The organism is Leifsonia sp. GW821-FHT13C09 (genome assembly GCF_058806435.1).
In genome coordinates, this window is the sequence record NZ_JBXAPS010000006.1 from 140,082 (window position 1) to 157,588 (window position 17,507).

Annotated in this window: 19 protein-coding genes; 12 read left to right on the forward strand and 7 right to left on the reverse strand. The window is 69.6% G+C overall.

Going from position 1 to position 17,507, the window contains the following annotated elements; translation table 11 throughout:
- The first annotated feature begins 91 nt into the window (after positions 1-91).
- The 4 genes from AC1ROW_RS18080 (at position 92) to AC1ROW_RS18095 (ending at position 4,529) form a co-directional block, all read left to right on the forward strand.
- Positions 92-1,294 (forward strand): ROK family protein, encoded by a 1,203-nt coding sequence (locus AC1ROW_RS18080; protein WP_493020395.1) that lies wholly within the window; start codon positions 92-94, stop codon positions 1,292-1,294.
- Positions 1,291-2,229 (forward strand): Gfo/Idh/MocA family protein, encoded by a 939-nt coding sequence (locus AC1ROW_RS18085; protein WP_493020397.1) that lies wholly within the window; start codon positions 1,291-1,293, stop codon positions 2,227-2,229. The genes AC1ROW_RS18080 and AC1ROW_RS18085 overlap by 4 nt, the downstream gene beginning before the upstream one ends.
- 47 nt (positions 2,230-2,276) lie before the next feature.
- Positions 2,277-3,986, forward strand: a complete 1,710-nt coding sequence (locus AC1ROW_RS18090) for a glycoside hydrolase family 13 protein (protein WP_493020399.1) — start codon at positions 2,277-2,279, stop codon at positions 3,984-3,986.
- Positions 3,987-4,073: 87 nt separating this feature from the next.
- On the forward strand, positions 4,074-4,529 hold the full coding sequence (locus AC1ROW_RS18095) for an SRPBCC family protein (protein WP_493020401.1): 456 nt from the start codon (positions 4,074-4,076) through the stop codon (positions 4,527-4,529).
- Between the two features lie 13 nt (positions 4,530-4,542).
- Here AC1ROW_RS18095 and AC1ROW_RS18100 read toward each other — a convergent pair whose 3' ends face one another.
- Together AC1ROW_RS18100 and AC1ROW_RS18105 are read right to left on the reverse strand one after the other, a co-directional pair.
- Positions 4,543-6,840 carry a transglycosylase domain-containing protein gene (locus AC1ROW_RS18100; protein ID WP_493020403.1) on the reverse strand — a complete coding sequence of 766 codons (2,298 nt, stop codon included), beginning with the start codon at positions 6,838-6,840 and terminating at the stop codon, positions 4,543-4,545.
- Positions 6,841-6,927: 87 nt separating this feature from the next.
- Complete coding sequence (locus AC1ROW_RS18105) at positions 6,928-7,395, reverse strand: MarR family winged helix-turn-helix transcriptional regulator (RefSeq protein ID WP_493020405.1); 468 nt, start codon at positions 7,393-7,395, stop codon at positions 6,928-6,930.
- A gap of 416 nt (positions 7,396-7,811) precedes the next feature.
- Between AC1ROW_RS18105 and AC1ROW_RS18110 the strand changes: the two genes are divergently transcribed.
- From AC1ROW_RS18110 to AC1ROW_RS18120, 3 genes are all read left to right on the forward strand, one after another.
- Positions 7,812-8,489 carry a PadR family transcriptional regulator gene (locus tag AC1ROW_RS18110; protein WP_493020407.1) on the forward strand — a complete coding sequence of 226 codons (678 nt, stop codon included), beginning with the start codon at positions 7,812-7,814 and terminating at the stop codon, positions 8,487-8,489.
- A gap of 143 nt (positions 8,490-8,632) precedes the next feature.
- Positions 8,633-9,646 carry an ABC transporter ATP-binding protein gene (locus AC1ROW_RS18115; RefSeq protein WP_493020409.1) on the forward strand — a complete coding sequence of 338 codons (1,014 nt, stop codon included), beginning with the start codon at positions 8,633-8,635 and terminating at the stop codon, positions 9,644-9,646.
- Positions 9,643-10,458 carry an ABC transporter permease gene (locus AC1ROW_RS18120; protein ID WP_493020411.1) on the forward strand — a complete coding sequence of 272 codons (816 nt, stop codon included), beginning with the start codon at positions 9,643-9,645 and terminating at the stop codon, positions 10,456-10,458. Before AC1ROW_RS18115 ends, AC1ROW_RS18120 begins: the two co-directional genes overlap by 4 nt.
- 111 nt (positions 10,459-10,569) lie before the next feature.
- Here the strand turns inward: AC1ROW_RS18120 and AC1ROW_RS18125 are convergent, their stop codons facing one another.
- Positions 10,570-11,268, reverse strand: a complete 699-nt coding sequence (locus AC1ROW_RS18125; protein ID WP_493020413.1) for a winged helix-turn-helix domain-containing protein — start codon at positions 11,266-11,268, stop codon at positions 10,570-10,572.
- 410 nt (positions 11,269-11,678) lie between these two features.
- Positions 11,679-12,311 carry a uracil phosphoribosyltransferase gene (gene upp, locus AC1ROW_RS18130; protein ID WP_493020415.1) on the reverse strand — a complete coding sequence of 211 codons (633 nt, stop codon included), beginning with the start codon at positions 12,309-12,311 and terminating at the stop codon, positions 11,679-11,681.
- Between the two features lie 52 nt (positions 12,312-12,363).
- Between upp and tadA the strand changes: the two genes are divergently transcribed.
- Positions 12,364-12,831 (forward strand): tRNA adenosine(34) deaminase TadA, encoded by a 468-nt coding sequence (gene tadA, locus AC1ROW_RS18135; protein WP_493020417.1) that lies wholly within the window; start codon positions 12,364-12,366, stop codon positions 12,829-12,831.
- Positions 12,832-12,841: 10 nt separating this feature from the next.
- Here tadA and AC1ROW_RS18140 read toward each other — a convergent pair whose 3' ends face one another.
- Both AC1ROW_RS18140 and AC1ROW_RS18145 read right to left on the reverse strand, forming a co-directional pair.
- Positions 12,842-13,543, reverse strand: a complete 702-nt coding sequence (locus AC1ROW_RS18140) for a glutamine amidotransferase (protein ID WP_493020419.1) — start codon at positions 13,541-13,543, stop codon at positions 12,842-12,844.
- A complete protein-coding gene (locus tag AC1ROW_RS18145; RefSeq protein WP_493020421.1) occupies positions 13,540-14,502 on the reverse strand; it encodes a cation diffusion facilitator family transporter in 963 nt (320 codons plus the stop codon). The genes AC1ROW_RS18140 and AC1ROW_RS18145 overlap by 4 nt, the downstream gene beginning before the upstream one ends.
- 23 nt (positions 14,503-14,525) lie before the next feature.
- Between AC1ROW_RS18145 and proC the strand changes: the two genes are divergently transcribed.
- Positions 14,526-15,374, forward strand: coding sequence for a pyrroline-5-carboxylate reductase (gene proC, locus AC1ROW_RS18150; RefSeq protein ID WP_493020423.1), 849 nt, complete (start codon positions 14,526-14,528; stop codon positions 15,372-15,374).
- A 69-nt stretch (positions 15,375-15,443) separates the two neighbouring features.
- Here the strand turns inward: proC and AC1ROW_RS18155 are convergent, their stop codons facing one another.
- A complete protein-coding gene (locus tag AC1ROW_RS18155; protein ID WP_493020425.1) occupies positions 15,444-16,040 on the reverse strand; it encodes a putative endonuclease domain-containing protein in 597 nt (198 codons plus the stop codon).
- Between the two features lie 448 nt (positions 16,041-16,488).
- Between AC1ROW_RS18155 and AC1ROW_RS18160 the strand changes: the two genes are divergently transcribed.
- From AC1ROW_RS18160 to AC1ROW_RS18170, 3 genes are all read left to right on the forward strand, one after another.
- Positions 16,489-16,905 carry an ArsR/SmtB family transcription factor gene (locus tag AC1ROW_RS18160; protein WP_493020427.1) on the forward strand — a complete coding sequence of 139 codons (417 nt, stop codon included), beginning with the start codon at positions 16,489-16,491 and terminating at the stop codon, positions 16,903-16,905.
- Between the two features lie 96 nt (positions 16,906-17,001).
- Entirely contained in the window at positions 17,002-17,232 is a 231-nt protein-coding gene (locus AC1ROW_RS18165) for a helix-turn-helix domain-containing protein (RefSeq protein ID WP_493020429.1), read from the forward strand.
- 68 nt (positions 17,233-17,300) lie between these two features.
- Positions 17,301-17,399 (forward strand): 30S ribosomal protein bS22, encoded by a 99-nt coding sequence (locus AC1ROW_RS18170; RefSeq protein WP_003792170.1) that lies wholly within the window; start codon positions 17,301-17,303, stop codon positions 17,397-17,399.
- Positions 17,400-17,507: the final 108 nt, after the last annotated feature.

Here is a 17,507-nt window from a genome sequence, read left to right on the forward strand (position 1 = left end):
GGTTGATTCGAAATCGAAGAAAGTCGGTACAGTATTCTCAACCGAGACCAGGCACGCGACGGATGCGTGCGAACAAGGGGGATGCGCTGACATGAGCGGCACGAACATCGCGGCACCCGGGAACGCGCCGGCCACCCCCGGCGGCATCCTCGACCTCGTCCGTTCCGGCCGTGCCGGCTCCCGCGCCGACATCGCCCGCCACACCGGCCTGTCGCCTTCGACCGTCGCGCAGCGCGTCGACGCCCTGCTCGCCGCGGGCTTCCTGCGGGAGGCGGGAGAGGGCGTCTCGCACGGCGGCCGCCGCCCGCGGGCGCTGGAGGTCGACGCCGGCTCGGGTGTGGTCGCTGCGGCCGACCTCGGCTCGCACCACGCCACCTTCGGGCTGTTCGATCTGTCCGGGCGCCTGCTGGCCTCCCGCACCGAGGCGATGGACATCGGGTCGGGACCCGACCGCGTCCTGGCCTGGATCGCCGCGAGCGCCGAAGAGCTGCGCGCGATGCACGCCGCGCCTGGCCAGGAACTGCGGGGCATCGGGATCGGCCTGCCCGGCCCGGTCGACTCCACCACCGGCCGGATGGTCTCGCCGTCGCGGATGCCCGGCTGGAACGGACTCGACGTCGCGGCCGCGCTGACCTCTCGCACCGGCCTCACCGTCGCCGTGGACAACGACGCCAACCTGATGGCCCTCGGCGAGTTCGACGCCACCGCCCAGACGCCGGACGCGCTGGCGGCCGACGGTCAGCTCGTCTTCGTCAAAGCGGGTTCGAGCATCGGCTGCGGGATCGTCGCCTTCGGCGGCGTCTACCGCGGCCATCACGGCATGGCCGGCGACATCAGCCATGTCACGGTGCCCGGGGCGCCGGAGGTGCTGTGCTCCTGCGGCCGGGTCGGCTGCCTCGACGCCGTCGCCGGAGGCGCGGCCATCGTGCAGGCCCTTCGCCAGGCCGGAGTGGACGTCGCCGACACCCGCGACGTCCTCGCGCTCGCCCGGGACGCGCACCCGCTCGCCACGCTCATGCTGCGGGAGGCGGGCCTCCGCACCGGCGGCGTCCTCGCCACCATCATGAACTTCTTCAACCCGCAGCGGCTGGTGCTCGGCGGCATCCTCGGCGAGGCGGAGGCGTTCGTCGCAGGCGTCCGCTCGGCCATCTACTCCGACTGCCTGCCCATGATCACCGACCAGCTCGACATCGCGGTCAGCGTGGCGAAGCAGGAGGCCGGCATCCGCGGCGCCGGGCGGCTGGTCCTCGACGCGCTGTTCGAACCCGCCCAGGTCGACCGCGCGGTGCGATGAGCGGCGCAACCTCCGCGGCGCACGCGGCGCACGCGGCGATCGTGGTCGGCGCCGGCCGGATGGGCCGCGCGCACGCGCAGGCGTGGGCGGCGTGCGGCGTGCCGGTCCGGTGGGTGGTGTCGCCGCGCACGCGTCCCGCCCTTCCGGCCGCGGCCGACGCGCGTTGGGCGGCCTCCCTCGACGAGGCGCTCTCCGACCCGGACGCGGACATCGTCTCGATCTGCACGCCGACCCCCACGCACGCCGATCTCGCCGTGCGGGCCCTCGCCGCGGGCAGGAACGTGCTGCTCGAGAAGCCGATAGCCCTCACCCTCGCCGACGCCGAGCGGGTCGCGGACTCTGCCGCGCAGTCGGCGGGAGTCCTCATGGTCGCCCACGTCGTCCGCTTCTTCCCGGAGTACGCGGCGCTCGCCGCGCGGGTGGCCGGGGGCTCGGTCGGCCGCCCGCGCGCCGTGCTCGCGTCGCGCCTGTCGGCGGCGCCCGCGGGAGCGGAGTGGCTGGTGGACGAGTCCCGCTCCGGCGGGATGATCGTGGATTTCGCCATCCACGACTTCGACCAGGCCAACGCCTGTCTCGGAGAGCCGGTCGCCGTCACCGCCGTCCGAGGCCCGGGCGAGGGCTTCGGCACGCCGGTCGCCCTCACCGTCGAGTACGCGTCGGGAGGCGTGGCGCAGGTGCTCGCGGTCTCCGACCTCCCGGCAGGCACGCCGTTCCGCACCACGCTGGAGGTCGTCGGCGACCGCGGGACGGACACCCTCGCCAGGGCTTCGGGGGACGCCTTCACCGCGCAGGCCCGCTACTTCCTGGACTGTGTCGAGACCGGCAGCGAACCGTCCCGCGCACCGGTGGGAGCCGCGATCGACGCGCTCCGGGTCTGCCTCGCGGCGCGGGAGTCGGTGCGGACCGGCGCGCGCGTCCTGCTCGGCTCCCGGTAGGTCCGAGCGGGCCTGGCGCGCCCGGACCTCGCGGGTAAGGTGGGCCCGTGAGCGAGACATGGTGGAAGTCGGCGGTCGTCTATCAGATCTATCCGCGCAGCTTCGCAGACAGCGACGGCGACGGCATCGGCGACCTGCGGGGGATCATCCAGCACCTCGACTACCTGCAGGAGCTCGGGGTCGACGTGGTCTGGCTGTCGCCGATCTACGCGTCGCCGCATGACGACAACGGCTACGACATCAGCGACTACCGCGCGATCGACCCGCTGTTCGGCACCTTCGACGATTTCGACGAACTGCTGGCCGGGCTGCACGCGCGCGGCATGAAGCTGGTCATGGACCTGGTGGTCAACCACACCTCCGACGAGCACCCGTGGTTCATCGAGTCGGCCTCCTCGCTCGACAGCCCGAAGCGCGACTGGTACTGGTGGCGACCGGCGCGGGACGGCCGGGAGCCCGGCACGCAGGGCGCCGAGCCGAACAACTGGGGGTCGTTCTTCTCCGGTCCCGCGTGGCAGCTCGATCCGGCCACCGGCGAGTACTACCTCCACCTCTTCTCGCGCAAGCAGCCCGACCTCAACTGGGAGAACCCGGAGGTCCGCCAGGCCGTCTACGACATGATGAACTGGTGGCTCGACCGCGGCGTCGACGGGTTCCGGATGGACGTCATCAACTTCATCTCGAAGGTGGTCGAGCTCCCTGACGGCGAGGTCCCGCCCGGGAGTCTGTTCGGGGTGGGCTATCCCTTCTTCGGTCAGGGGCCGCGCATTCACGAGTTCCTGCATGAGATGCACGAGCGCGTCTTCGCGGGCCGCGCCGACCGGATCCTCACCGTGGGGGAGATGCCCGGCGTCTCCGTCGAGCAGGCGCGGCTGTTCACCGACCCCGCCCGCGCGGAGGTGGACATGGTCTTCCAGTTCGAGCATGTCGACATCGACCACGGACCCGGCGGCAAGTGGGACGACCGGCCGGCGAGCGTGCTCGACCTCAAGCGCAACCTCGCCAAGTGGCAGGAAGGCCTCGCCGACGTGGGCTGGAACAGCCTCTACTGGAACAACCACGACCAGCCGCGCGTCGTCAGCCGGTTCGGCGACGACCGGCCGGAGCATCGCGTCGCCTCGGCGAAGGCGCTCGGCACCGTGCTGCACCTGATGCGCGGCACGCCGTACGTCTACCAGGGCGAAGAGCTCGGGATGGCGAACGTGCCGTTCGAGTCCATCGACGACTTCCGCGACATCGAGACGCTCAACCATTACGCCGAGGCCGTCGACATCCTGGGCCAGGACGCCGGCGCGGTCATGGCTGCGTTGCGCCGCACCAGCCGCGACAACGCCCGGACGCCCATGCAGTGGTCGGTCGCGCCGGCCGCCGGGTTCACGACGGGAACGCCCTGGATCGAGCCCAACCCGGACTACGTGCTGGTGAACGCGGACGCGGAGGTCCACGCCCCCGACTCGGTGTTCGCCCACTACCGCCGGCTGATCGACCTCCGGCACCGGTCCGACATCGTCGCCGACGGCGACTTCACCCTGGTGCTGGCCGACCATCCGCAGCTCTTCGCCTACGTGCGCGAGCGGGACGGCCGCCGCCTGCTGGTGCTGGTCAACCTCTCCGGCGAGCCTGCGCGCTACGATCCGGCGGAGCTCGACGGCTGGGAGAATGCGAATCTCGTGCTCGGCAACCTCGACGACTCGGCCGGCCGTGGCGTGTCGGGCTCGGTGGAGCCGTGGGAGGCGCTGGTCTTCGAGCAGGCGTGATCCCCGGGGTTGTGCTCGCCGCGCCGGGAGGTGTGTGATGGGCGACAACGTCGCCTGAGGCGGCGACAGGAGCGGGAGTGGCGCGCCATGGGGAACTACGTCGCGAGGGCCGAGGCGGACATCCGCGCGCCTCGGCGGGAGGTCTGGAACCTGCTGACGTCGAGCGGGTCCCATCCCGAGATCCTGTTCGGGGCGGAGGTCGTCTCCGACTGGCGGCTCGGCTCGCGCATCGTCTGGCGGGGCGAGTGGCAGGGGAAGACCTTCGAGGACCACGGGCGGGTGATCGAGCTGGAGGATCGTGAGGAGCCCTGGCGGATCGTGCTGACGCATTTCAGCCCGCTGAGCGGCCTGCCCGACGTCCCCGAGAACTACCACGGCCTCCACTTCGAGCTGACCGAGACGCCCGAGGGGACCCACGTCACGCTCGATCAGGACAACAACCCGACGGTCGAGGCCGCCCGGCACTCCCGTGACAACTGGGTCGCCATGCTCCAGGGCGTCAAGGAGGTCGCCGAGCGCTCAGCGGCGCGACGGCCGGCCTGACGGGGCCGAGAGGTCAGCCGTGTCCGCCGCCGCCCTTGCCGCCCTTGCCCGGGGGCCCTGGGTTGGGTGCAGGCGCGGGTGGCGCCGGCGCCTTCGGCGCGCCCGGCGCGGACGGCGCCTTCCGCGGCGGCGCGCTCACCCCCAGGTACTTCGCCGGCGGCGCCGGGAAGGCCGTCCCGCCGTACGCCTGGTCGAGGGCGGTCTGGATGCGCTTGACGATCGCGAACTTGACGTTGCCGCCGGTGATGCCCTGGAAGGACTGGCTGCGGAGGGCGACGCCGCCCGAGATGTTGCCCACCCAGGTGGCCTGCGCGACCTTCGTCGTGGAGGTGACGAGCCAGTTCTCGACCGAGTTGTCCGTCGTTCCGGTCTTGCCGAAGATCGGGACGCCGTCGTTCGGGTTGGCGGAGGCGGCCGTGCCGCCTCCGCGCAGCACGCCCTGCAGGGCGTAGATCGCGGCGGCCGCGACGCCCGGATCGATCGGGGTCGTCGAGCACTGGGTCTTGGGCACGGCGTGCTCGACGCCATCGGAGGTGGTGACCTTGTCGATGGCGATCGGGCTGCACGCCTTGCCGTTGTTGGCGATTCCGGCGTACGCCGTCGCCATCGTGATCGGGGCGATGTAGTTGGTGCCGAGCACGGAGGACGGGTTCGCGCGGAACGGGTTGGTCGCCTCGTCGGCGCCGTGGACCAGGAGGGCCTGGGCGCCTTCCTTGATGCCGCAGAGGTCGATCTTGGTGGCCATCATGGCGAAGATCGAGTTGATGGAGGCCGCGGTCGCGTTCATCACCGACGTCGACGTCACCGTCTCGCCCTCGTCGTTCGCGACGTTCCAGGGTGAGCCGCCGATGTCGTTGCAGGGATCGCTCTCGTGGAACGCGGTCTGCGGGAAGACGTGCTGCGTCCCGTTCACCATCTCGTTGAGGGTGTGACCCTCCTTCAGCCATTCGAGCAGGTCGAACGCCTTGTACGACGAGCCGGTCTGGAAGCCTTCGGAGCCGCCGTAGGCGCTGTCCGTGTTGTAGTTGACGGCCGTGGTCCCCGCGGCGGGCGACGCGGTGTTGTCGTAGGGCCTGTTCTGCACCATCGTGACGATCCGGCCGGTGCCGACCTCCACGGACACGTTGGACGAGCCGAGGTCGAGCCTGGGACTGGTCGGCGGGATGTAGGACGACACCGCCTGCTGCGCCTGCGATTGGAGGTCGAGGTTGAGGGTCGTGTAGATCTTGAGGCCGCCGCGCGTCAGGAAGCTGGAGCGCTCGTCGGCGGTCTTGCCGAAGATCGGGCTCTGCTCGATGGTGCGTTCGACGTAGTCGCAGAAGAACGCCGCGTTGTACTGCTGCGCCGTCATGCAGCCGTTCTGCATCTGGCTGATCTTCGGCTCGATCTTCGTCGCCTTCGCGGCGTCGTGCTCCTCTTTGGTGATCTTGCCGTTGATGAGCATGCGGTCGAGCACGTAGTTGCGCCGGGCGAGCGTGGCCGCGTAGCCGTTCGCCGCGCCGTTGGCCTTGTTGTCCGGCTGGTCGATACGGAGGTTGTCCGGGTTGTTCAGGATCGCGATCAGCGTCGCGGCCTGGGGGAGCGAGATGTTCGCCGCCGAAACCCCGAAGTAATATTCGGCCGCGGACTGGACGCCGTAGACGCGGCCTCCGAACAGAGCGATGTTCAGATAGCTCTGCAGGATGTCGTTCTTCGAGTACTCCTTTTCGAGCCCGATCGCGTAGCGCATCTCCTTGAGCTTGCGCACCGGATCGACGGCGGTCGCGTCGCTGTAGCAGGCCTGGTACGCCTTGTACTGCTTCTTCTGGACGGCGTCGGGCGCGGTCGGATCAGGCTGCTCGTTCTCACAGCGCTGCACCAGGATGTTCTTGACGTACTGCTGCGTGATCGACGAGCCGCCCTGGACCGACTTGTGCAGCGCGGTCAGCACCGCGCCGCGGATCGTTCCGGTGACGTCCACGCCGCCGTGCTCGTAGAAGCGCGGGTCCTCGGTCGCGATCGCCGCGTCCTTGAGGTTCTGCGAGATGGCGTCCCAGCCGACCTCCACGCGGTTCTGCGAGTAGAACGTGGCGATCGGCACCGGCTTGCCGCCGGAGGTCGCATACATCGTGGAGGCCTGCGCCAGCGGCTCCACCTTCATGTACTCGGGGAGGCCGTCGAAGACGTTGATGGTCGAGTCCGCCGCCGAGCCGGTGAGGGCGACGGCGGGCGTCACCGCTGCGGCGGCGAGCAGTCCGGCGACAGCGCTCAGTGCCACGAATCCGAGCAGCGCGGGCGCCCACTTCCATCTTCTGCGTCCGTCAGCCGTCATGCGCGCCATGATACGCGTGCACGTTGTCGTGTCCCCGAGGGAGTGCCCGCGTTGTGGAGAACTTCTTCAGGAATGCACCTGTGCGCGTCAGTCGTCACCGCGCAGCTTGTCGCAGAGGGCGGCGAGCTGCTCCAGCTCGTCCGTGTCGAGCCGGGTGCCGACGCGCTGCGCGATGGAGCGCATGTGGTCGAGGGCGACGCGTCGGAACATCTCGAACCCGGTGTCGGTCATCGTGATGACCGTCCCGCGCGCGTCGGACGGCTCAGGACCTTTGACCGCGAGCCCGCGGTCCACCAGCCGGTCGACGAGCCTGCTCACGCTCGGCTGGGTGAGCAGGACGTGCTTGTTGAGATCGCGGAGCCGCAGCGAACGGTCGGGCTGGCGGGAGAGGTTGAAGAGGACGTCGTACTCGTTGAAGGAGATGTCCCTGGTCGGGAACTCGGCTGCCAGCGTCCTCATCACGGCGACCTGCGCACGGAACAGCGACTCCCAGGCCGACACCGCGGTCGCAGTGGATCCCTTGGCCGTGGCGGACACGGTCGTCCCGGTGCTCATGACGCCCCTCCTTCGCACTCGAGTAGTCGATGCGTTCGCATCATCTCATCATGCGCCGACAGCGCTCATCCGTGCCAGCACGGCATTCGCGTCGAAAGGGTGCGGAGTCTGGTGTTGCGGAGTGGTGAGAATCGAAAAGATTGAGGGCCGGCCGCAGAGGCTAGCGGCCGGCCCTCTCCCTTGCACCAAGAGTGTCCTGCAATCACATTCCGCGATGGCTGCCACAGCAAACAACCATTGCTCTTGAACTATATAACGAAGAGGTAACGGGTGCTAGTTATCAAGTCGTTATTTTTGCTGCGAATTCCCTTGGGGATGGTTATCCCTTCGCTGGGGGTGGACAGGCTGGTCTGAAATTCCTACTTGACGCAGCGCTCGAATCCGAATACTCTAACCAAAGTATCCGGAGGCGAGTAATGACTAAGCGAGCTGTGTCCAACCCCCTGGCGCTGGCCGTCCTGGCCTGCCTCTGGGAGAAGCCGATGTACCCGTACGAGATGACGACCACCATGCGGGAGCGCGGCAAGGAGGACAGCATCCGGCTCAACTTCGGCTCCCTCTACGCGGTCATCAAGTCGCTCGAGAAGCACGGGTTCGTCCGCATCGCGCAGACCGAGCGCGAGGGCAACCGGCCTGAGCGCGTCGTCTACGAGATCACCGACACCGGGCGCGCGGAGGCCGACGACTGGATGCGGGAGCTCATCTCCGTCCCCGTCAAGGAGTACCCCGCCATCGAGACCGGGCTGTCGCTGCTGCCGTTGCTGTCGCCGGAGGTCGCAGCCGACCTGCTCGAACGCCGGCGCGACCTCCTGGACGCCGAGCTCGCCGAGCGTGCCCGCGAGTACGAGGAGGCGCTCGCCCTCCCACTGCCCGAGCTGTTCATGATCGAGTCCCGGTACCGCATTGCGATCATGGAGGCCGAACGTGCGTTCATCGCCGACCTGGCCGCGCGCATCCGCGACCGGTCGCTCGGCGGCGTCGACTGGTGGGAGCGGCTCTGGGAGCTGTTCGGCCAGGGCTACGACATGGCGGAGATCCGCGACCGGATCGCCGCCGGAGACTTCGGGCAGGAGGTGGCCGACCTGCTGCGCTGACAGAACGATGGCCGGAGAGCGGCAACTCTCCGGCCATCCACACCTTCGATTCGTTCCTTGCGGAACCTGCGTCAACAGTCACCGAGGGCTTTCTCCATGATAGGCCCGCGACGGTGGCTGCCCGAGATGAAAGGAAGCCACCCGTGGCACCACACACCGGCTCGGCGATCGCCGCCGAGCACCTCGTCAAGACCTACAGCGGAGGCCGGGGCAAGCCCGCCGTCCGCGCCGTCGACGACCTCGGCTTCGAGGTCGCCTCCGGCACCGTCTTCGGACTGCTCGGCCCCAACGGCGCCGGCAAGTCCACCACCATGAAGATCCTGTCCACGCTCGCCCGCGCGGATGCCGGCGCCGCGTTCGTCGCCGGCATCGACGTGAGCCGCAACCCCGGCCGGGTGCGCCGCGCGATCGGCTTCGTGGCGCAGAAGCCCGTCTCCGACCCCAACGACACCGGTGCCGAGAATCTCGTCCTCGCCGGCCGGCTGCAGGGAATGAGCGGCCGAGACGCCAAGGCCCGCGCCCGCGAGCTGCTCGACCGTTTCGGGCTCACAGATCATGCCAGACGCCAGGTGAAGGCCTACTCCGGCGGCATGGCGCGCAAGCTGGACGTCGCGATCGGGCTCATGCACCGCCCGGAGGTGCTCTTCCTGGACGAGCCGACCACCGGACTCGACCCGGAGGCGCGCGCCGAGCTGTGGGCGGAGCTGGAGCGGATGACCGGATCCGAGAACCTCACCGTGCTGCTCACGACGCACTACCTGGACGAGGCCGACCGGCTCGCCGACCGTCTCGCGATCGTCGACCACGGCCGCGTCGTCACGGGCGGCACTCCGGAGGAGTTGAAGAACGGCCTCCGCGGCGACGCCGTCATCGTGGAGCTGTCGCCGGACGCAGACCCGTTCGCCGCCCTCACCGCGCTCGAGCGGGTGGACGCCCTCCGCGAGGTCGGCGGCGACGGCCGCACACTCCGCGCCCGGGCGGACAACGGCGCGGCGACCCTCCCGGCCGCGCTCGCCGCCCTGGAGGCCGCGGCCGTCGCCGTCGCCTCCGCCACGGTCGCCCGGCCCAGCCTGGACGACGTCTACCTGCGGCACACCGGCCGCACCTTCACGCGGGCACAGGAGTCCGCCGAGCACGTTCTGGAGACCGCATCATGACCGCCATCGCGACCGTCCCCGCGCGCCGCCCCGGCCCGACCTTCCTCACCCACACGCTGCTGCTCACCGGACGCCAACTCCGCTGGGCGCTGCGCATGCCGGCGTTCCTGGTGATGAACCTGGTCCAGCCGGTGATCTGGCTGCTGCTGTTCGGGCAGCTCTTCAAGTCGGTCATCGAGATCCCCGGCTTCGGCGTCGGGAAGAGTTACCTGGAGTACCTGACGCCGGGCGTCGTGATGATGCTCGCGCTGTTCGGGAGCGCCTGGTCGGGCACCGTCTACATCCAGGACATGGACCGCGGCGTGATGGAACGCTTCCTCACCTCGCCCACCAACCGCGGCGCCATGATCGTGTCGACGCTCGTCTACCAGTCGATCCTGGCCGTGGTGCAGTCGCTGATCGTGGTGGGGATCGCCTTCTGGGCCGGAGCGCGTTTCGACGGCGGCCTGGTCGGGATGCTGCTCCTGCTGCTCGGCGTGGTGCTCCTCACCGCGGTGTTCTGCTCGTTCTCGAACGCGGTGGCGCTGCTCGCCCGGGATCAGACCGCGCTGATCGGCATCTCGCAGCTCATCACGCTGCCGCTGATGTTCCTCAGCTCGGCGATCATGAACACGAAGCTGTCGCCCGAGTGGGTGCGGAACGCCGCCGCCTACAACCCGTTCGAGTGGGCGGTGATCGTGGGTCGGGAGGCCCTCAGCGCGACCCCCGACTGGGCGAGCCTCTGGGCCCACGCCGGCCTGCTCGCGGCGCTCGCGGCCGTCATGGCCGCCCTAGCAACCAGCGCCTTCCGCGTCTACCAGCGCTCCGCCTGACACAACCCGCCGCGTACGCCCGAATCAGCGACAAACCGCCGAGTACGCAGATTGTCTGCGTACTCGGCGGTTTGCGACGGATTTTGCGCGTACTCGGCGGTTGCGCGCGGCTCAGAAGAGGTCGGGGGAGGGGGCGCTGGCGTGACGGATGGACACGTCGGCGTGGCGGTCGAAGCGGTAGCCGACGCCGCGCACGGTGCGCACGATGTCCTCGTAGCGGCCCAGCTTGGCGCGCAGGCGGCGGACGTGGACGTCGATGGTGCGCTCGTTCGGGATCTCGTCCTCGTCGGCGTTCGACCACAGCGAGGAGATGAGCTCGGCGCGCTCGATGGTGCGGCCCTCGCGCAGCACCAGGTACTGCAGCAGCTCGAACTCCTTGTAGGTGAGCGACACGGTCTGGTTGTCGAGGATGAGGCGCTTGCGGGAGATGTCGACGACGACGCCGGAGGCGGCGCGGTCCTCGTCCTCGTCGACCGTGGCGGTGTGGCGGTGCTTGGCGATCGCGGCCGGGTCCTGGAGGGCGAGGCGCACGACGTCCACGTCGCGCCCACCGGCGCCGGCCGGAGCCAGAGCGACGGCGGCGTAGGTCTCGGCGGCCGGGGCCAGCTCGGCGGTCAGCTGCTTGAGGGCCTCGACGATGCGGCCGAGGTCGGTGCCGGCGGCCGCAGCCTTCAGCTCGTCGATGCCGACGTAGAGGACGAACCCGCGGGCCTCGGTCCCCTCGGGGACGGCGCGGAGGCGAGGCGCGGTGTCGGCAGCGGGGGCGACGGAAGTGGAGGGACGGAGGGTGTCGACGGTTGCGAGAGACATGGGAGGGAGAGCCCTTCGGTGATGATGATGCGTCCGGACCCGGATGCGGCTATCCCCTGCGAGCTTCTGCTGAGGAGGGTGCGCCGGATGGCGGGTTTTCCGGTGTGACGAGGTGCCCCTGTTCAGAAAGGGACTGATGCGCGGGTGCGTTCGTGTGGCGCGCCCGGGGAGCTGTGCCCGGAGCCGACGCTCGTCTGCGTCGGAGGGCGACCGCTCGGCGAAAGGGTCGTCAGATTAGCGACACATTCGGCAACACATGACCGAGTCGCGGCCGGGCATCATCATGCCGGCATCCCCAGGGGCCTCGAAGGAGGTCAGGGTGCGCGAGTTGTCAGTCATGTTGAGAAGTAAACCGTCCCGTGACCCGTCGTGTCAAATCGTTACGGAATGTTGCAGGGGTGCTCGACGCCCTACACAGTGCCGTACAAACGGTCTCCGGCGTCGCCGAGACCGGGCACAATGTATCCGTTTTCGTTCAACCGCTCGTCCAGAGCGCCGAGCACGATGGTGACGTCGCGGCCCTCCGTCGCCTTCTCCAGGGCCGCCAGACCCTCGGGCGCGGCGAGCAGGCAGATCGCGGTGACGTCGACCGCATTACGGGTGAAGAGGAACTCGATCGCGGCGCCCAGCGAGCCGCCGGTGGCGAGCATCGGGTCGAGCACGAAGCACTGGCGGTCGGACAGGTCCATCGGCAGGCGCTCGGCGTACGTGGTCGGCTCGAGGGTCTCCTCGTTGCGCACCATGCCCAGGAAGCCGACCTCGGCGGTCGGCATCAGCTTGACCATGCCCTCCAGCATCCCGAGCCCCGCGCGCAGGATCGGCACGACGAGCGGGCGCGGCTGGCTGAGGGTCACGCCCATGGTGGTGGTCACGGGAGTCTCGATCTCGACGGGCTCGACGCGGACGGCACGAGTGGCCTCGTAGGCGAGGAGGGTGACGAGCTCCTCCGTGAGCGCCCGGAACACGGGCGACGGGGTTTCCTTGTTGCGGAGCACGGAGAGCTTGTGGGTGATCAGGGGGTGGTCAGCTACGTGCACTCGCATAGGCTCAAGGCTAGCCGACCCCGGCTCTGACGAGGACCTACCAGGAGCAGCCGTGACCCTCCCCGTGCCCGCCGACTACGAGCGGTGGATGCGCCGCGCCGTCGCCGACGCCCGGCTCGCCTTCGACACCGGCGACGTCCCGGTCGCGGCGCTCGTGCTGGACGAGGACGGCGCGGTCATCGGCACGGGACGCAACGAGCGCGAGCTGCACCGCGACCCGACCGCGCACGCCGAGATCCTGGCGCTGCGGGCGGCCGCGGCGACGCGCAAGGACTGGCATCTGGAGGGGTGCACGCTGGTGGTGACGCTGGAGCCGTGCGTGATGTGCGCCGGCGCGGTGCTGGCGGCGCGCGTTCCGACCGTGGTGTTCGGGGCGTGGGACGAGAAGGCCGGCGCGGCGGGGTCGGTCTACGACGTGCTCCGCGACCGGAGGCTCAACCACCAGGTGTCGGTGTACCCGGGCGTGCTCGCCGAGGAGTGCGCCGACCTGCTGCTCGACTTCTTCCGCGCCAAGCGCTGACGGAACGGTCTCAGCGGGGGAGCGCCGAGAGCCACTCGGAGAACGCGGCGCGGGAAGCCTCCTGCATCCGCGCGGAGTACAGGGCGCGGTCCTCGCGCATGGCCTCCGGGTCGATCGCGTGCTCGTCCAGCTCGTTGTATCCGTCCGCGACCCACTTCTCGTGCATCTCGTCCGTCACCTCGGGATGGAACTGCACCGCCAGTGCGAACCCTCCGATCGCGAACGCCTCGTTGGAGTAGTCGCTGGACGACGCCAGCCGGGTCGCCCGCTCGGGCAGCTCGAAGGTGTCGCCGTGCCACTCCACCACCGGCACCCCGTCGAAGTGCCGGATCGGCGAGGCCGCGCCGGCCTCCGTCGGCTCCACGCGCCGGAAACCGATCTGCATGGTGTCGCCCTTGTAGACGCGCTCGCCGAGGGCGCCGGCCATCAGCTGCGCGCCCAGGCACACGCCGAGCGTGGGCCGCTCGGCGTCGAGCCGGCTGCGGAGCAGGTCGCGCTCGGCGGCCAGGAACGGGAACTCCTCGGTCTGGTACGCGCCCATCTCGCCGCCGAGCACGACGACGAGGTCGGCCTCCTGCGGGTCGAGAGCCGACACGTCCTCGGTCGTGACGTCGACGATCCGCAGGTCGTAGCCGTGCTCGACGAGGACGGGGCCGATGTTGCCGAGGTGGATGGAGGGGTCGTGCTGCAGGATCAGCGCGGTGCGGGTCACTCGAGTCCTTTGACGATGATGGTGTCGGTGGCGGGGTGCTGCTCGTTCGGGTCGACCCAGACGTCGGGCTCGATGTAGATGACCCGGGCGACGGGGACGGCGTCGCGGATGCGGCGCTCGATCGCGTCGATCGCGGCCGAGACCTCCAGCATGGTCTGCTCGCCCGCGACGGCGAGCTTGGCGCCGACGAGCAGCTCGTCCGGCCCCAGGTAGAGGGTGCGCATGTGGATGATGCGCTCGACCTCGTCGCCGGCCAGGATCGCCCGCTCGATCGCGGCGACGTCGGCGTCGGAGGCGCCCTCGCCGACCAGGAGGCTCTTCGTCTCGATGCCGAGAACGATCGCGACCGCGACCAGCAGGAGGCCGATCAGGACGGTTCCGATGCCGTCCCAGACGCCGTTTCCGGTGATGATCGTGAGCCCGACGCCGAGCAGCGCGAAGACAAGGCCGGTGAGCGCGGCGACGTCCTCCAGAAGCACGACCGGCAGCTCGGGGGCCTTCGCGCGCCGGATGAACTGCGGCCACGACATCCCCTTGCGGAGCGGGTTCGACTCGTGCACGGCGGTCCGCAGCGAGAACGACTCCAGGCCGATCGCGATGGCGAGCACCAGCAGCGGCAGCCACCAGTTCTCCAGCGGGTGCGGATGCGTCAGCTTCTCCACGCCCTCGTAGAGCGAGAAGACGCCGCCGACCGAGAACAGGATGATCGAGACGACGAACGCGTACACGTAGCGCTCGCGGCCGTAGCCGAACGGATGCTCCTTGTCGGCCTTCTTCTTGGCCTGGCGTCCGCCGAGCAGCAGGAGCAGCTGATTGCCGGAGTCGGCGACCGAGTGCACGCCCTCCGCGAGCATCGAGGAGGAGCCGGAGAACGCCCACGCGACGAACTTGGTCAGGGCGATCCCCAGGTTGGCGGCGAAGGCCGCGACGATCGCCCGGGTGCCACCTTCTGCGCTCATGACCTCATCCTAGGATGGGCCCCATGAGCGACACGAAGAACGTCACGCTGCCCACGATCGCGATGCTCGGGGCGGGCTCGATGGGGCGCGCCATCCTCTCCGGACTGACGGCGCCTGGCGTGACCGTGGACGGCGGTATCCGGGTCACGAACCGGTCGAAGGCGCGGGCGGCCGAGCTCGCCGGGATCCCCGGCGTGACCGCGTACGCGACCGAGCACGACGGCGACGCCAACCGCGCAGCGGTGGACGGCGCCGAGCTCGTCATCGTCGCCGTGAAGCCCGGCATGGTCCCCGACCTCCTGCGCGAGATCGCCGACTCCGTGACGCCCGGCGCCGTCGTCGTCAGCGTGGCGGCCGGCGTCACCATTGCGACGTTCGAGTCGATCCTGCCGGAGTCCGTCATCGTGGTCCGCTCGATGCCGAACACGCCCGCGGTCGTTGGCAAGGCCGTCACCGGGATCAGCCCGGGCACCCGCACCGAGCCCGACGACCTCGCGCTCGTGCGCGCGCTCTTCGAGACCGTCGGGGAGGTCGTGGAGGTGCCGGAGTCGCAGCTCGACGCGCTCAGCACGATCTCCGGCTCCGGCCCGGCCTACGTGTTCCTCCTCGTCGAGGCGCTGACCGCCGCCGCCATCGAGAAGGGCTTCACGCCCGAGCAGGCGCGCACCCTGGTCAACGGAACCTTCCTCGGCGCCTCCGAGCTGCTGGTCTCCTCCGGCGAGGACCCCGCCGAGCTCCGCCGCCGGGTCACCAGCCCCAACGGCACCACGGAGCGCGCCATCGCCGTCCTAGCCGACGCCGACCTCCCCACCCTCTTCACCCGCGCCACCGACGCCGCCCTCGCCCGTGCCCGCGAACTAGCCGCCCACTGACCGCCGAGTACGCGAATAATCTGCGTACTCGACGGCTTCTGACCGATTATGGGCGTACTCGACGGGTGCTCAGGCGTGGAGGGAGTGTCGTAGGGCCGCGCGCACGCGGCGAGCGACGGCCGGGAGGTCGTCTGCGGCCGTGACGAAGATGACCTCCCAGCCGCGTTCGACCAGCCACTCGCGGCGGGAGATGTCCTTGCGGTAGGCCGCAGACGTCTCGCGGTGATGGTCGCCGAGATACTCGATGGCGACGCGTGCGGTCGGATACGCGAGGTCGATCATCGCCGCAGTACGACCGTCGGCGGCCGAGATGCGGTAATTGAGCTCAGGCGCAGGCAGGCCGGCGTCCTCGAGCGCGAGGCGAACCAGCGACTCGCGCGGCGAGAGCGAGCCGTACCGGATGCGCTCCGACGCGAGACGCAAAGCGCGGACACCGCGGTGGCGGCCGTGCCGACGCAACGCGGCGTCCAGCTGCGCCCGCGTCGCCGGGGGTGGCTGGTCGTCGTAGGGCTCCGATCCCGTGATCACGAAGTCACCGGCGGCCACCAGCTCCGGAACGCTGAGCATCGTCCCGAGCTGGACCCAGGTGTCCTCCGCGGAGATCGTTCGAAGACCTGCGACCTCGACGACACGCTGGCCCGTGGGAGTGAGCTGATGGGCCTTCACGCCACGCAGTCGGGGTGATCGGTGCGGCTCGAAGACACTGATCTCGACCTCTTCCGGCCTCGAATACGCCGGGATCGGAATTCCGTGGATGACGGCCGCCGACCGATGCGAGAGCACCACGTGGCCCGGAAGCACCGTCACAGCGGCCCTGCAGAACTCCAGGTGGCCCGCGGGCGCATCGCGGGTCCTCATTCCGTGAAAGGGCGCGGCATAGCGCCCGCCGTACAACTCCCAGCGCGACATTCCCGAATCGAGTGCGTCGCGTGCCCTGAACGCATCCATTCGCACACCCAACCGCATTCCGCGATTTCCCGCAGAAGTTATCCACACCCCTTCAGCCGAGTACGCGAATAATCGGTCAGAAACCGCCGACTACGCAGATTATCGGCGTACTCGGCGGTACGGGTCGGACGTGGTACTGGGGGAGCGGTACGACTAGCCTGGGGGGATGGCCGACATCTTCGACGTGATCGCCGACCCGACGCGGCGCGACATCCTCAAAGTGCTGCTCGACCGCAACTCGGATGACGCGCGTCCCGCGGGGGAGATCTCGGTCTCGGAGATCGTGGCCACCCTGGAGCTCAGCCAGCCCACGGTGTCCAAGCACCTCAAGGTGCTGCGCGAGGCCTCGCTGGTGTCCGTCCGCGAGGAAGGCCAGCACCGCTACTACCGGCTCGACCCGACGCCGCTGGAGGCCGTGGAGGACTGGATCATCCCGTTCACCGCGTCCGACGTCGACCTGTCCGCGTACTCCGTGCAGCTCGCCGACGAGACGCGCGAGTTCGCCAGCACGGTCGGCAAGGTGCTCGCCGACACCCGCCGCCGGGTGGAGCGCGTCACGCCGAAGAAGTGGCGGAGGGACTGATCCGACGCTGGAGTCGGAGCCCGCTCACGGACTAGAGTTCCCTAGTTCCCCGTCGTCACGACCCGAGTACGATGACGGGCAAGAAAGGGACACCGCATGGTTCACGATGGGGGCTCGAACGCTCTACGCGAGGTGCGCTTCCTGACGGTCGCCGAGGTGGCCGACATGATGCGCGTCTCCCGCATGACCGTCTACCGGCTCGTCCATTCCGGTGAGCTCCCGGCGATCCGTTTCGGCCGGTCGTTCCGCGTTCCGGAGTCCGCCGTGGCTCAGGCGCTGGAGGCCGTGGTGCCGCATCTGGACGGCGGCGTCGCGGACTCGGCGTGAAGTCGGGTAGACTGGCTGCTTGTGTCGCCGCGTGTCCCGCGGCAAACCCCTAACTTTGTGAGGTCTACGTGGGTTCCGTTATCAAGAAGCGTCGCAAGCGTATGGCGAAGAAGAAGCACCGCAAGCTTCTTCGCAAGACGCGCCACCAGCGCCGCAACAAGAAGTAGACCTCGGCGTCTGCTGCTCGAGCGCCGGTCCGTGAGGGCCGGCGCTTTCTGCTGTCGGCAAGGCGCAGCCTGCTGTCGGTGAGGCGCAGCCTGCTGTCGGCAAGGCAG